This window comes from Escherichia whittamii (assembly GCF_014836715.1).
GTDB lineage: Bacteria > Pseudomonadota > Gammaproteobacteria > Enterobacterales > Enterobacteriaceae > Escherichia > Escherichia whittamii.
The window spans coordinates 23,187-37,093 of record NZ_JACSQI010000005.1; the positions used below are offsets into that span (position 1 = coordinate 23,187).

General features: G+C 52.8%; 13 protein-coding genes. 6 read left to right on the forward strand and 7 right to left on the reverse strand.

The features are described from left to right. Window positions 1–9 precede the first annotated feature (9 nt). The 4 genes from H9644_RS09715 (at window position 10) to H9644_RS09730 (ending at window position 5,998) form a co-directional block, all read left to right on the forward strand. Window positions 10–2,289: a DUF5682 family protein gene (locus tag H9644_RS09715; protein WP_191774361.1), complete on the forward strand. Its 2,280-nt coding sequence runs from the start codon at window positions 10–12 to the stop codon at window positions 2,287–2,289. Then, window positions 2,282–3,418: a vWA domain-containing protein gene (locus H9644_RS09720; RefSeq protein ID WP_191774363.1), complete on the forward strand. Its 1,137-nt coding sequence runs from the start codon at window positions 2,282–2,284 to the stop codon at window positions 3,416–3,418. The genes H9644_RS09715 and H9644_RS09720 overlap by 8 nt, the downstream gene beginning before the upstream one ends. Then, window positions 3,415–5,430 carry an SWIM zinc finger family protein gene (locus H9644_RS09725; protein WP_191774365.1) on the forward strand — a complete coding sequence of 672 codons (2,016 nt, stop codon included), beginning with the start codon at window positions 3,415–3,417 and terminating at the stop codon, window positions 5,428–5,430. The genes H9644_RS09720 and H9644_RS09725 overlap by 4 nt, the downstream gene beginning before the upstream one ends. Window positions 5,431–5,536: 106 nt before the next feature. Further along, entirely contained in the window at window positions 5,537–5,998 is a 462-nt protein-coding gene (locus H9644_RS09730; protein WP_064526883.1) for a YehR family lipoprotein, read from the forward strand. A 42-nt stretch (window positions 5,999–6,040) separates the two neighbouring features. Here the strand turns inward: H9644_RS09730 and H9644_RS09735 are convergent, their stop codons facing one another. From H9644_RS09735 to btsS, 3 genes are read right to left on the reverse strand one after another with little or no spacing between them, the layout of a single operon-like run. After that, window positions 6,041–6,511, reverse strand: a complete 471-nt coding sequence (locus H9644_RS09735) for a YehS family protein (protein ID WP_064526882.1) — start codon at window positions 6,509–6,511, stop codon at window positions 6,041–6,043. Window positions 6,512–6,557: 46 nt separating this feature from the next. Further along, a complete protein-coding gene (gene btsR, locus H9644_RS09740; protein ID WP_064526878.1) occupies window positions 6,558–7,277 on the reverse strand; it encodes a two-component system response regulator BtsR in 720 nt (239 codons plus the stop codon). Further along, a complete protein-coding gene (gene btsS, locus H9644_RS09745; RefSeq protein WP_064526875.1) occupies window positions 7,274–8,959 on the reverse strand; it encodes a two-component regulatory system sensor histidine kinase BtsS in 1,686 nt (561 codons plus the stop codon). Before btsS ends, btsR begins: the two co-directional genes overlap by 4 nt. Before the next feature lie 221 nt (window positions 8,960–9,180). On the opposite strand from btsS, the gene mlrA reads away from it, so the two are divergent. Both mlrA and H9644_RS09755 read left to right on the forward strand, forming a co-directional pair. Beyond that, complete coding sequence (gene mlrA / locus H9644_RS09750; RefSeq protein ID WP_064526873.1) at window positions 9,181–9,912, forward strand: HTH-type transcriptional regulator MlrA; 732 nt, start codon at window positions 9,181–9,183, stop codon at window positions 9,910–9,912. Between the two features lie 59 nt (window positions 9,913–9,971). Further along, window positions 9,972–10,079, forward strand: coding sequence for a protein YohO (locus H9644_RS09755; protein ID WP_064526871.1), 108 nt, complete (start codon window positions 9,972–9,974; stop codon window positions 10,077–10,079). On the opposite strand, the gene yehW is transcribed toward H9644_RS09755, so the two are convergent. Genes yehW through osmF form a run of 4 tightly spaced genes read right to left on the reverse strand, consistent with a single transcriptional unit; the run spans window position 10,060 to window position 13,796 of the window. Beyond that, window positions 10,060–10,791: a glycine betaine ABC transporter permease YehW gene (yehW, locus tag H9644_RS09760; protein WP_064526869.1), complete on the reverse strand. Its 732-nt coding sequence runs from the start codon at window positions 10,789–10,791 to the stop codon at window positions 10,060–10,062. The genes H9644_RS09755 and yehW overlap by 20 nt on opposite strands. 4 nt (window positions 10,792–10,795) lie before the next feature. Next, on the reverse strand, window positions 10,796–11,722 hold the full coding sequence (gene yehX / locus H9644_RS09765) for a glycine betaine ABC transporter ATP binding protein YehX (RefSeq protein ID WP_064526867.1): 927 nt from the start codon (window positions 11,720–11,722) through the stop codon (window positions 10,796–10,798). Next, entirely contained in the window at window positions 11,715–12,872 is a 1,158-nt protein-coding gene (gene yehY, locus H9644_RS09770) for a glycine betaine ABC transporter permease YehY (protein WP_064526865.1), read from the reverse strand. The genes yehX and yehY overlap by 8 nt, the downstream gene beginning before the upstream one ends. Before the next feature lie 6 nt (window positions 12,873–12,878). Next, on the reverse strand, window positions 12,879–13,796 hold the full coding sequence (gene osmF, locus H9644_RS09775; protein ID WP_191774367.1) for a glycine betaine ABC transporter substrate-binding protein OsmF: 918 nt from the start codon (window positions 13,794–13,796) through the stop codon (window positions 12,879–12,881). Window positions 13,797–13,907: the final 111 nt, after the last annotated feature.

Consider the following 13,907-nt stretch of genomic DNA (forward strand, 5'->3'; position numbering starts at 1 on the left):
GAAAGATGCATGAGTGAGCCGTTAATTGTCGGCATCCGGCATCATAGTCCGGCCTGCGCCCGGCTGGTGAAATCGTTAATCGAAAGCCAGCGACCACGATACGTGTTGATTGAAGGCCCGGCTGATTTTAATGACCGGGTAGACGAACTGTTTTTAGCCCACCAGCTTCCGGTAGCTATTTACAGTTATTGCCAGTATCAGGACGGTGCTGCCCCCGGGCGCGGCGCCTGGACGCCATTTGCCGAATTTTCGCCAGAGTGGCAGGCACTACAAGCCGCACGTCATATTCAGGCACAAACTTACTTTATCGATTTGCCTTGCTGGGCGCAGAGTGAAGAGGATGACGATGAATCGGCTGCGGCTGATGACAGTCAGGCCTTACTGCTACGCGCGACACGCATGGATAACAGCGACACACTGTGGGATCACCTGTTCGAAGATGAAAGCCAGCAAACTGTACTGCCATCATCACTGGCACGCTATTTTGAACAACTACGGGGCGAATCCCCTGCTGATGCTCTCAACTGCCAGCGTGAAGCCTTTATGGCTCGCTGGATTGCATGGGCTATGCGGCAAAACAATGGCAATGTGTTAGTCGTCTGCGGCGGCTGGCACGCCCCAGCTCTGGCAAAAAGATGGCGCGAATGCTTGCAGGAAAGTCAAAAACCAGAATTACCATCGCTACCAGAAGCTGTTACTGGTTGTTATCTCACACCATACAGTGAAAAACGTCTTGATGTGCTGGCGGGATACCTTTCAGGAATGCCAGCCCCGGTCTGGCAAAGCTGGTGCTGGAAATTTGGTTTGCAACGCGCCGGAGAGCTGTTACTTAAAACGATTCTAACCCGTTTACGTCAGCATCACTTACCTGCCTCCACTGCCGATATGGCTGCCGCCCACCTGCATTCAATGGCTCTGGCACAACTACGCGGTCATACTCTGCCGCTACGTACTGACTGGCTGGATGCATTAGCGAGCTCGCTTATCAAAGAAGCATTAAATGCGCCGCTACCGTGGAGCTATCGCGGAGTCATTCACCCGGATACCGATCCCATTTTGCTGACACTGATTGATGTCCTGGCAGGAGATGGATTTGGCAAACTTGCCCCTTCCACGCCTCTGCCTCCTCTACCAAAAGATGTGACGTCCGAACTGGAACGTACCGAAATCACTCTTCCATCCAACCTGACGTTGAATCGCTTTACCCCCAGCGGCCTGGCGCAAAGCCAGGTGCTGCATCGGTTGGCAATACTGGAGATCCCGGGAATTGTGCGCCAGCACGGAAGTACACTGACACTGGCGGGTAACGGTGAAGAACAGTGGAAATTAACCCAGCCACTTAGCCAACATGCGGCATTGATTGAAGCCGCCTGCTTTGGCGCCACACTCCAGGAAGCCGCACGGAATAAATTAGAAGCGGACATGCTGAATGCCGGAGGAATCGGCAACATCACCACATGTCTTAGCCAGGCCGCGTTAGCGGGTCTTGCGTCCTTCAGTCAGCAGTTACTGGAACAACTCAGCTTATTAATCGCCCTGGAAAATCAGTTTGCCGAAATGGGACAGGCGCTGGAAGTGCTTTATGCCCTGTGGCGATTAGATGAAATCAGCGGTATGCAAGGCGCGCAGATATTACAAACGACGTTATGCGCGGCTATCGATCGCACGCTGTGGCTGTGTGAATCCAACGGCAGACCGGATGAAAAGGAATTTCATGCGCACCTGCATAGCTGGCAGGCGCTTTGCCATATCCTGCGCGATCTTCATAGCGGTGTGAAGATACCCGGCGTTTCTCTTTCTGCGGCGGTAGCCTTACTGGTGCGCCGCAGTCAGGCTATCCATGCCACGGCACTGGATCGCGGCGCGGCTCTTGGCGCGTTAATGCGGCTGGAACATCCCAACGCCAGTGCCGAAGCGGCGCTTACGCTGCTGGCGCAGTTATCCCCGGCGCAATCTGGCGAGGCGCTGCACGGTTTGCTGGCGCTGGCCCGCCATCAGCTGGCCTGTCAGCCTGCATTCATCGCCGGTTTCAGCAGTCATTTAAATCAACTGAGTGACGCCGATTTTATTAACGCCCTGCCCGATTTGCGCGCGGCGATGGCCTGGCTACCACCACGAGAACGCGGGACGCTGGCGCATCAGGTGCTTGAGCATTACCAACTGGCGCAGCTTCCCGTTTCGGCGCTGCAAATGCCGTTGCATTGTCCACCGCAAGCCATTGCTCATTATCAACAAATCGAACAGCAAGCACTGGCATCGCTGCAACACTGGGGAGTTTTCCATGTCTGAACAAAACGATCTTCTGACTACCCGTGAGCTACAACGCTGGCGATTAATTCTTGGCGAAGCGGCGGAAACTACGCTTTGCGGGCTGGATGACAACGCCCGGCAGATAGATCACGCGCTGGAATGGCTGTACGGACGCGATCCTGAACGGCTCCAGCGTGGTGAAAGGACCGGAGGATTAGGTAGCTCAAATCTCACCACGCCTGAGTGGATCAACAGTATTCACACGCTGTTTCCGCAACCCGTGATTGAGCGGCTGGAAAGCGATGCTGTACTGCGCTACGGCATTGAAGATGTGGTGACAAATCTCGATGTGCTGGAACGCATGCAGCCTTCTGAAAGCCTGTTACGCGCCGTTTTGCACACAAAACATCTGATGAATCCCGAAGTACTGGCTGCCGCCCGCAGGATAGTACGCCAGGTTGTTGAAGAGATTATGGCGCGACTGGCAAAGGAAGTTCGCCAGGCTTTTTCTGGTGTACGCGATCGCCGTCGCCGCTCGTATATTCCACTGGCGAGAAACTTTGATTTCAAAAGTACTCTGCGCGCCAACCTGCAACACTGGCATCCGCAACATGGCAAGTTGTATATCGAATCCCCCCGCTTTAACAGCCGCATTAAGCGCCACAGTGAACAATGGCAACTGGTCTTACTGGTTGATCAAAGTGGATCAATGGTGGATTCAGTGATCCACTCAGCGGTGATGGCGGCCTGTTTATGGCAGTTACCCGGCATTCGTACCCACCTGGTGGCGTTTGACACTAGCGTCGTCGATCTTACGGCAGACGTTGCTGATCCAGTGGAATTATTAATGAAAGTACAATTGGGCGGTGGGACCAATATCGCAAGCGCAGTAGAGTATGGTCGGCAACTCATTGAACAACCGGCGAAAAGCGTAATCATCCTCGTGAGTGATTTTTATGAAGGGGGTTCATCATCATTGCTGACGCATCAGGTGAAAAAGTGTGTCCAGAGCGGCATAAAAGTGCTGGGGCTGGAGGCACTTGATAGCACGGCAACACCATGCTATGACCGCGATATGGCCCAGGCGCTGGTTAATGTCGGTGCACAAATAGCCGCGATGACGCCGGGCGAACTGGCTTCCTGGCTGGCGGAGAATTTGCAGTCATGAATTCACTACGCCCGGAATTATTAGAACTAACGCCACAAGCTCTGACGGCGTTAAGCAATGCCGGTTTTGTTAAGCGCAGCCTTAAGGAACTGGAAAATGGCAATGTTCCAGAAATCAGTCATGAGAACGGTGCCTTAATCGCCACTTTCAGTGACGGTATACGTACCCAGCTGGCGAGCGGTCAGGCTTTGAAAGAGGCCCAGTGCAGCTGCGGAGCTAGTGGAATGTGCCGCCATCGCGTGATGCTGGTGTTAAGTTATCAACGACTTTGCGCCGCTACCCAGCCCACGGAAAAAGAAGAATGGGATCCGGCAATCTGGCTGGAAGAGCTGGCTACCCTACCCGATGCCACGCGTAAACGAGCACAAGCTCTAATCGCTAAAGGCATCAGCATCGAGTTGTTCTGTGCGCCAGGGGAAATTCCCTCTGCCCGTTTGCCGATGAGTGACGTACGTTTTTATTCCCGCAGCAGTATTCGCTTCGCCCGCTGTGATTGTATTGCCGGAACGCTTTGCGAACACGTGGCGCTGGCGGTACAGGCATTCGCCGAGGCCAAAGCGCAGCAAGCTGAGTTTACTCATTTAATCTGGCAGATGCGCAGCGAACACGTCACATCATCTGACGATCCGTTTGCCAGCGACGAGGGCAAAACGTGTCGCCAGTATGTTCAGCAATTAAGCCAGGCATTATGGCTGGGCGGCATCAGCCAGCCGTTAATCCATTACGAAGCGGCATTCAGCCGTGCATTGCAGGCGGCAGAAATCTGCCACTGGCGCTGGGTAAGTGAATCGCTACGGCAGCTTCAGGCCAGTGTTGATGCTTTTCACACCCGCGCCAGTCACTATCATGCCGGAGAATGCTTGCGTCAGCTTGCGGCGTTGACCAGTCGCCTGAACAGCGCACAAGAAATGGCGCGCCGCGACAGTATCGGCGAAGTACCGCCCATGCCGTGGCGCACGGTGGTTGGCGCAGGCATTGCCGGAGAAGCAAAGCTTGATCATCTGCGAATGGTGTCATTAGGTATGCGCTGCTGGCAGGATTTCCAACAGTATGGTTTACGCATCTGGTTCACCGATCCTGACACCGGCAGTATTTTGCACCTTTCTCGTTGTTGGCCGAGAAGTGAACAAGAAAACGCGCCTGCGGCAACACGTCGGCTGTTTAGCTTTAAGGCTGGCGCACTGGCGGGGGGGCAAATTGTTTCACAAGCTGCACGTCGGAGCGCCGAAGGTGAACTGTTATTAGGTACGCGCAACCGCTTGAGCAGCGTTGTCCCACTGTCGCCCGATGCCTGGCAAATGCTCAGTGCGCCGTTGCGCCAGCCCGGCATTGCGGCTTTGCGGGAATACTTACGCCAGCGTCCACCAGCCTGCATACGACCTCTTAACCAGGTAGATAATTTATTTATTCTGCCGGTGGCGGAATGTCTTTCCCTTGGCTGGGATAGCAGCCGCCAGACACTGGATGCGCAGGTGATTAGCGGCGAAGGTGAAAATAATGTTCTGACGTTGTCGCTGCCAGCCTCTGCCTGCGCGCCCTTTGCCACTGAACGCATGGCGGCACTGTTACAACAGCAGGATGACCCTGTGTGTCTGGTTTCTGGATTCGTCAGTTTTGTTGAAGGACAGTTAACGCTGGAACCTCAAGTGATGATGACGCAAACCAGAGCCTGGGCGCTGGATGCAGAAACTGCGCCTGTGGCACCGCTACCTTCCGCCAACGTTCTTCCTGTGCCGTCCACCGCTCATCAGTTGCTGATGCGCTGTCAGGCGTTGCTTATTCAGCTACTCCATAACGGCTGGCGCTATCAGGCACAGAGCATCATTAGCCAGGCTGATTTGCTGGCGAACGAGCTCACCGTAGTAGGTTTTTATCGACTGGCGCATGTGTTGAAGCAATTACGCAATTCGGAAGGCGAGGCACTGGTAGAAACATTGAATAGTTGCGTTTTACTCTGCGAACAGTTGTTACTGATGCTTGAGCAACAAGGAGAAAAAAATCCTTTTTATTAAGAGATCTACTCCATTTCCGGACTGCTCAAGACGAGGTATAAAGAATATTCTATAGCGCCCTGGTGAGAGTCACCAGTTTTCTGATCTTGATAAAATGGAGTTTTACATGAAGGCTTTCAACAAGCTGTTTTCCCTCGTTGTTGCATCTGTTCTGGTTTTCTCTCTCGCTGGCTGTGGTGACAAAGAAGAATCAAAGAAATTTAGCGCTAATCTGAACGGTACTGAAATTGCCATTACCTATGTCTACAAAGGCGACAAGGTGCTTAAACAATCTTCAGAAACCAAAATCCAGTTCGCGTCAATCGGCGCGGCTAACAAAGAAGATGCGGCTAAAACCCTTGAGCCGTTAAGCGCCAAATACAAAAACATTGCAGGCGTTGAAGAAAAATTAACCTTTACTGATACTTACGCGCAGGAAAACGTGACTATCGATATGGAAAAAGTTGATTTTAAAGCTCTGCAGGGTATTTCCGGCATCAACATTTCTGCTGACGATGCCAAAAAAGGCATCACTATGGCGCAAATGGAACTGGTGATGAAAGCCGCGGGCTTTAAAGAAGTGAAATAATCTGTCGGCGGCCATGTTCTTCACATGGCCGCCATACCTGTCTTAGCTTTTCTTCACATGCTGGCGCGCTGCCAGTCCACGCAGAAAATAACGCAAGAATTGATCGCCGCATTCACGGAAGTTTTTATGTTCCGGTGCGCGCATCATCGCAGTAATTTCCGGCATCGAAACACGGAACTGCTGTTCGGTAAGGATCGCCAGAATGTCATCGGTTTTCAGTGAAAACGCGATGCGCAATTTTTTCAGTACAATATTGTTATTAATGCGACGCTCCGGCTCCAGTGCCGGTGCGGACTCATCCCTGCCGCGTTTTTCATAAATCAGGCCATTCAGGAATGAAGACAAAACAATGTCCGGACAACGTTGAAAACCTTCTTCGTCTTCTTTACGTAGCCAGACGGCAATCTGTTCCGCGGTGGCTTCGACATTACCCAGCGCCAGAATACGCACCAGGTCATTATTATTGGCTTTCAAAATGTAGCGCACGCTGCGCAGAATATCGTTACTTAGCATGAGGCCTTCAGGTGTTGATGAGGCAAAAAGCCATTTTAGCAGTCTTTTACAGGCCAATCGCCTCTTTTAAACTTTTCAGATAACGGCGACTGACTGGCACGGTTAAGCCATTACGCAAAATCAACTCAGCCTGACCATTATCTTCCAGGCGAATCTCCTGTAAATGCGCGAGATTAACCAGATATTGTCGATGGCAGCGCAGTAGCGGTGTGCGACTCTCCAGCGTGCGCAAAGTTAATTCCGTGAAGCCCTCTTTCCCTTCGTGACTGGTGACGTAAACACCGCTCATCCGACTACTAACAAACGCCACATCTTTCATTTGCAGCAAATAAATCCGACTATGACCTGTACAAGGGATAAATTTCAGCGCCTGCTGATTTTCCGGTAACAGCGAAACATCCTGCTTGCTGCGCTCCTGTCGCAAACGCACCAGTGTTTTCTCCAGCCGCGCTTCATCAATCGGCTTCAGCAGATAATCAAAGGCATGTTCTTCAAAGGCTTTTATAGCGTATTCGTCAAACGCGGTGAGAAAAACAATATACGGGCGATGTTCCGGATCAAGCATACCCACCATTTCCAGACCGCTGATACGCGGCATCTGGATATCGAGAAACAGCACATCAGGGCGCAGTTTATGCACCGCACCGATCCCTTCTACGGCGTTTGAGCACTCACCAACGATTTCAATATCACTCTGCTCCTGCAGAAACACACGCAGGTTTTCCCGTGCTAACGGTTCATCATCAACAATTAAGACTTTAATCATGCCTCGTCCCTCCATGGCAGTCGTAACGTTATTCGGGTGTAACTATCAGGCTCACAGGCGACGCTTATCCCATAGTCATCGCCAAACCGTTCACGTAAACGCTTATCCACCAGATTCATCCCCAGCCCGCTGGCATTGGTTACCGGTTGATACAAACCGGCATTGTCTTCGATCTCCAGCATTAAATGTTGCCCATCACGTCGGGCGCTAATTGCCACTCTCCCTGTTTCCAGCAGCTGTGATGTCCCATGTTTGATGGCGTTTTCCACTATCGGTTGCAGGGTAAATGCGGGTAACTGCTGCTGAGATAACGCATCCGGAATATCAATGTTGACCTGCAACCGCGACTGGAAACGCGCCTTTTCAATTTGCAGATAAGCATTCACATGTTCAATTTCGTCGGCGAGAGTAACAAACTCCGAAGGTCGCTTTAAGTTTTTGCGGAAAAAAGTGGAAAGATACTGCACCAGTTGGCTGGCCTGTTCACTGTCGCGGCGAATCACCGCTTTAATGGTGTTAAGCGCGTTGAACAGGAAATGTGGATTCACCTGGGCGTGAAGCAGTTTAATTTCCGACTGCGTGAGCATGGCTTTTTGCCGCTCATACTGCCCCGCGAGGATCTGCGCCGAAAGCAGTTGTGCAATCCCCTCACCCAGCGTGCGATTGATTGAGCTGAACAGCCGATTTTTAGCTTCATATAATTTGATGGTACCCATCACCCGTTGATTTTCACCACGCAGAGGGATCACCAGCGTTGAGCCTAACTTGCACTGCGGATGCAAAGAGCAACGATAAGGCACTTCGTTGCCATCGGCGTAGACCACTTCTCCGGTTTCAATGGCTTTTAAGGTATAAGCCGAAGAAATCGGTTTGCCTGGTAAATGATGGTCGTCACCAATACCGGTAAAAGCCAGCAGTTTCTCGCGATCGGTAATCGCTACCGCGCCAATATCCAGCTCCTGATACAGCACCTGTGCCACCTTCATGCTGTTCACTTCGTTAAAGCCCTGGCGCAAAATGCCTTCCGTTGAGGCCGCAACTTTCAGCGCGGTGGCAGAAAAAGCCGAGGTGTATTTTTCAAACATCGCGCGTTTATCGAGCAATATACGCATAAACAGCGCCGCGCCCACGGTGTTGGTTACCATCATCGGCGCAGCGATATTACTCACCAGACGCACCGCATCTTCATAAGGTCGGGCGATAGCCAGGATTATCAGCATTTGCACCATTTCCGCAACGAACGTGACGGCACCCGCGGTAATGGGGTTAAAGACTTTATCGGTGCGCCCGCGGCGGATCAGGATGCTATGTACCAGCCCGCCGAGCAATCCTTCGACGATCGTCGAGATCATGCAACTCAGTGCGGTCATGCCCCCCATAGAGTATCGATGTAACCCGCCGGTCAGACCAACCAATCCTCCCACTACTGGACCACCGAGTAGTCCGCCCATTACCGCGCCTATCGCCCGGGTATTGGCAATAGAATCGTCAATGTGCAGCCCGAACCAGGTGCCCATGATGCAGAAGATGGAAAAGACGATATAGCAGAGAAATTTGTGCGGCAGACGAACCGTGACCTGCATTAACGGTATGAATAATGGCGTTTTACTCATTAACCACGCAATGACTAAAAAAACGCACATCTGCTGAAGCAGCAGCAACACCAGATTAAAATCGTACATACCCGCAAACCACACTTCCCTTTAAAACGCGTAACATACATTGCTCGCGTTTAACTTTCTTTGAACTGTTGCAGAAAAATGAAAAATCGTGAGTATGATCACTCAAAACAACCTGGCAAAAACAAAATCATCCTAATCGAGATCAAAAAACGGCCAAAACTACCTGGTTCATAAAAGAACGTCTACAGTTATGCTGGGACCTCGCAAGCAAGGGTGAAACGATGGCGCTTTACACAATTGGTGAAGTGGCGTTGCTTTGTGATATCAATCCTGTCACGTTACGCGCGTGGCAGAGGCGTTACGGGTTATTGAAACCGCAGCGGACAGACGGCGGACACCGCCTGTTTAACGATGCGGATATCGACAGGATCCGGGAGATCAAGCGCTGGATCGACAACGGCGTGCAGGTCAGCAAAGTAAAAATGCTGCTCAGTAATGAGAATATTGATGCGCAGAACGGTTGGCGCGACCAGCAAGAAATACTGCTTAATTACCTACAAAGCGGTAATCTCCAGAGTCTACGAATGTGGATCAAAGAGCGCGGCCAGGATTATCCCGCCCAGACACTCACCACGCACCTGCTTATTCCTCTGCGTCGACGGCTTCAATGCCAACAACCGACTCTTCAGGCATTGCTGGCGATTCTGGACGGTGTGCTGATCAACTACATCGCCATTTGTCTGGCCTCAGCACGTAAAAAACAGGGTAAAGATGCGCTGGTGGTTGGCTGGAATATTCAGGATACCACGCGTCTGTGGCTGGAAGGCTGGATCGCCAGCCAGCAGGGATGGCGTATTGATGTTCTTGCTCACTCGCTCAATCAACTACGCCCGGAACTGTTTGAAGGTCGCACGCTATTGGTGTGGTGTGGTGATAACCAGTCTCCTGCCCAGCAGCAGCAACTCACCAGTTGGCAGGAACAAGGCCATGATATTTTCCCGCTTGGCATTTAATGTTTCGTTAACAAATGCGCTTTACTGTACAATCCTTTCGTTAACATAAGGAGTGCATTATGCGCATAGCTAAAATTGGGGTCATCACCCTGTTCCTGTTTATGGCGTTAGGTGGAATTGGTGGCGTCATGCTCGCTGGTTATACCTTTATTTTGCGTGCTGGCTAAACGCCTGCACCAGCCGTTCAAACAGGCGGTCGACGATGATCGCCGCCAGTGCCACCAGTAACGCCCCCTGAATCACATAAGCGGTGTTAAATCCGCTAAGTCCGATGATGATCGGCGTACCCAGCGTGCTGGCTCCTACCGTTGAGGCGATAGTCGCCGTACCAATGTTGATAATCACCGACGTCCGCACGCCAGCCAGAATCACCGGCGCCGCCAGCGGTAACTCGACTTTGCGCAAACGCTGACCGCGGCTCATTCCCATGCCTTTGGCAACTTCTGTCACGCTGGCATCTATCGATCCCAGCCCGGCAAGTGTCGCCTGTAAGATCGGTAGCACGCCGTAAAGGATCAGCGCGATAATCGCCGGTTGCAAACCAAATCCCATTACCGGAACGGCAATCGCCAGTACGGCTACAGGAGGAAAAGTCTGCCCAACGGCGGCAATGGTTTCCACCAGCGGACGAAACTCTGCACCCCACGGACGAGTGACGGCAATTCCGGCACCCACGCCGATAATTACCGCAAACAAACTTGAGATCCCCACCAGCCAGAAATGGGCCACCGCCAGGGCCGCAAAACTTTCTTGCTGATAAACGGGCCGCGGCAGTTGCGGAAATAAGGCACCGAACAGCGGCTGGCTATAGGGTAGCCAGACAATCAGCGCCACAAACAGAGCTATAAGCCAGAATAGCGGTTCGCGCAACATCTTCATACGCTTACGCCTCCACCAGCAGATCCTGAAAATGCAGCGTACCGCAAGGCTGCCCCTGCGTGTTGACCACCGGCAGCACTTCGCATCCCCGCGCAACAAACAGGGAGAGCGCATCGCGTAGCGTCATCTCTTCTGCCAGCGCTTCACCTTCAGCACGTTCTTCGCGGCGCACGTAATCTGCCACACTGCGTAAAGACAACAGGCGCACGCCCAGTTCGCTGCGCCCAAAAAACTGGCGGACAAAATCATTCGCCGGACGAGTAAGCATCGCCAGTGGATTGCCCTGCTGCACCACCTCTCCGTGATCCATCAACACCAGATGTTCTGCCAGCCGCAGTGCCTCGTCGATATCATGGGTCACCAGAACAATAGTACGCCCCAGCAAACGGTGAATGCGCCTCATCTCTTGTTGCAACGCGCCGCGCGTTACCGGGTCCAGTGCGCCAAACGGTTCATCCATCAGTAAGACTTGCGGATCGGCAGCCAGCGCGCGGGCCACTCCCACACGTTGCTGCTGACCACCGGATAACTGATGCGGATAACGATCACGCAGATTCGGCTCCAGCCCCAGTAGCGCCATTAATTCGTCGATACGATCGTCAATCCGCGCCCGCGACCATTTTTGTAATTGCGGTACGGTGGCGATGTTTTGCGCCACGCTCCAGTGGGGAAAAAGGCCAATAGATTGAATCGCGTATCCCATCCGGCGGCGCAGCTCCAGCACTGGCAGCGAACGAATCTCTTCTCCGGCAAAGCGGATCACGCCGCTGTCATGCTCCACCAAACGGTTAATCATTTTCAGTGTGGTAGATTTACCAGAGCCTGACGTGCCAATCAGCACCGAAAAACTCCCCTCCTGAAAATGAAGATTGAGATCGTTGACGGCCTTTTGTGTGCCGAACAGTTTGCTGACATGGCTAAATTCAATCATTACTTTTCACCTTCAGCAGTGCGATAACCAAATCGAACAGTGCATCGGTAAGCACCGCCAGTACAATTACCGGGATCACCCCCAGCAACACTAAATCAATGGCACTGCTTAACAGCCCCTGGAAAACCAGCGCGCCAAAGCCACCCGCGCCAATTAACGCCGCAATCACCGCCATACCGACGGTCTGCACCATCACCACCCGCAGGCTGCGCAGAAATACGGGTAGTGCCAGCGGTAACTGAACCTGCAGGAAACGCTGCGCCCCGCTCATACCCATCGCTCTGGCGCTCTCCAGCACATCACGCGGGATCTGATTCAACCCCACTACCACGCCGCGCACCAGCGGCAACAGGGCATAGAGCACCAACGCTATCAGTGCTGGCGTCATGCCTGTTCCTGCCACACCAAGCGTACCCAGCCACGGAAAGGCAGTAACCAGCGCGGCAAGCGGGGCAATCAACAGGCCGAATAGCGCCACCGAAGGCACGGTCTGAATGACATTAAGCAGAGAAAAAATCGCTCCCTGCCGCGCGGTGGAAAAGTAGCACCAGACGCCCAGCGGCACACCAATCACCAGCGCAGGTAGCACTGCACCAAACAGCAGGGTCAGATGTTGCGCCAGCGCGTCATCGAACACATCCTGGCGATTGGCATATTCCTTCAATAACGAGAGATCGTTAAGCGTGCCGGAGAACAGCAACCACAGCGGAAAAATGGCAATCTGTATATGCAACAACCAGCGCCACAGCGGATGCGTAGTGATCCGGCGGATGGCATCGCTACAGGCCAGCAATGCCAGCGCCGCAGCCAGCCAGAAGCCACTGCCGAGGCTGGTACGCGCCAGCACACTGCCATTTTGCGCCAACTGCGTCGCGGCCTTTCCTGCGCCCCACACCAGTAACACGAAGACGAATTGCGCAAGGATAAGTGCAAAAATGCTGCCTTTTTTGCCAGGAACGAAGCAGGCAGTCAGCCAGGCGCAACCAACGCCCACCAGCATCCAGATAGTCTGCGGCCACAGTTGCCAGAGATAACGACCCTCACCAGAGACTAATCGGTTAGGCGCGTAACTGATAAACGGCAGCACTACTGCTATTGCCGTCAGCAACAGCAGCAACGCCAGTACAGGATTAATACGTAGATAAGCCACGGGAAATTACTTCGTCCACCCTTTTTGTTTCAGGTAGTCGGCAGCCACTTTTTTGGCATCCAGTCCTTCAACGGCAATACTGGCATTCAGCTGCTGTAATGTCTTTTCATCGAGGCTGGCGAAAACTGGCTGTAGCCACTGTGCCATTTGCGGATACTCCTTCAGCACCGATTCACGCACCACTGGCGCAGGCGCGTAGATAGGTTGCACGCCTTTCGGATCGCTTAATGTTTGTAGCCCCAGCGCCGCTACCGGGCCGTCAGTGCCGTAAGCCATCGCCGCATTAACACCGGATGTTTGTTGGGCAGCGGCTTTAATCGTCACCGCCGTGTCGCCGCCTGCCAGTGACAGTAACTGCCCCTGTTCGAGTTTAAAGTCATAGGCTTTTTCAAAGGCGGGTAGCGCATCGGCGCGTTCAATAAACTCTGCCGAGGCCGCCAGTTTGAAGTTGCCGCCCTCTTTCAGATAACGGCTGAGATCGGCAAGCGAAGTGAGTTTGTTTTTCTCTGCAACATCCTGACGCACGGCGATGGTCCAGGTGTTATTCGCAGGCGCAGGCGTCAGCCAGATTAACTTGTTTTGCTCCGCATCGAGCTTTTTGACTTTCTCGTAACCCTGTCTGGCATTTTTCCACGCCGCATCGTTTTCATCTTTAAAGAAGAAAGCGCCATTGCCGGTGTATTCCGGATAGATATCCAGTTCGCCGGAAGTAATCGCCCCACGCACCACGGGCGTGGTTCCCAGTTGCACTTTATTTACCGTTGGTATGCCGTGGCTTTCGAGTACCTGCAAGATGATGTTGCCGAGTAGCGCGCCTTCGGTATCGATTTTCGAACCAACCTTAACGGGGGAAGCCGCATGTAGCGGCAGGCTCACGGCTACCAGCATAACCAGTGAACCAGCCCAGAGCTTTGAGAGTGGCATGATGCTTTCCTCATTCTTTTACTGTTGTTTTCAGCGAATTAAGAGAAAAGCATAGTTGATAATGGCGGGATTGGCCTGACAGGGCGTATCTTTCTCAGCGTTTCTTGCCGG

What these genes read in the sequence shown, in the direction of transcription:
- H9644_RS09715 (WP_191774361.1), top strand. Translation starts at nt 10, where the DNA reads ATGAGTGAGCCGTTAATTGTCGGCATCCGGCATCATAGTCCGGCCTGC.
- H9644_RS09720 (WP_191774363.1), top strand. Translation starts at nt 2,282, where the DNA reads ATGTCTGAACAAAACGATCTTCTGACTACCCGTGAGCTACAACGCTGG.
- H9644_RS09725 (WP_191774365.1), top strand. Translation starts at nt 3,415, where the DNA reads ATGAATTCACTACGCCCGGAATTATTAGAACTAACGCCACAAGCTCTG.
- H9644_RS09730 (WP_064526883.1), top strand. Translation starts at nt 5,537, where the DNA reads ATGAAGGCTTTCAACAAGCTGTTTTCCCTCGTTGTTGCATCTGTTCTG.
- H9644_RS09735 (WP_064526882.1), bottom strand. Translation starts at nt 6,511, where the DNA reads ATGCTAAGTAACGATATTCTGCGCAGCGTGCGCTACATTTTGAAAGCC.
- btsR (WP_064526878.1), bottom strand. Translation starts at nt 7,277, where the DNA reads ATGATTAAAGTCTTAATTGTTGATGATGAACCGTTAGCACGGGAAAAC.
- btsS (WP_064526875.1), bottom strand. Translation starts at nt 8,959, where the DNA reads ATGTACGATTTTAATCTGGTGTTGCTGCTGCTTCAGCAGATGTGCGTT.
- mlrA (WP_064526873.1), top strand. Translation starts at nt 9,181, where the DNA reads ATGGCGCTTTACACAATTGGTGAAGTGGCGTTGCTTTGTGATATCAAT.
- H9644_RS09755 (WP_064526871.1), top strand. Translation starts at nt 9,972, where the DNA reads ATGCGCATAGCTAAAATTGGGGTCATCACCCTGTTCCTGTTTATGGCG.
- yehW (WP_064526869.1), bottom strand. Translation starts at nt 10,791, where the DNA reads ATGAAGATGTTGCGCGAACCGCTATTCTGGCTTATAGCTCTGTTTGTG.
- yehX (WP_064526867.1), bottom strand. Translation starts at nt 11,722, where the DNA reads ATGATTGAATTTAGCCATGTCAGCAAACTGTTCGGCACACAAAAGGCC.
- osmF (WP_191774367.1), bottom strand. Translation starts at nt 13,796, where the DNA reads ATGCCACTCTCAAAGCTCTGGGCTGGTTCACTGGTTATGCTGGTAGCC.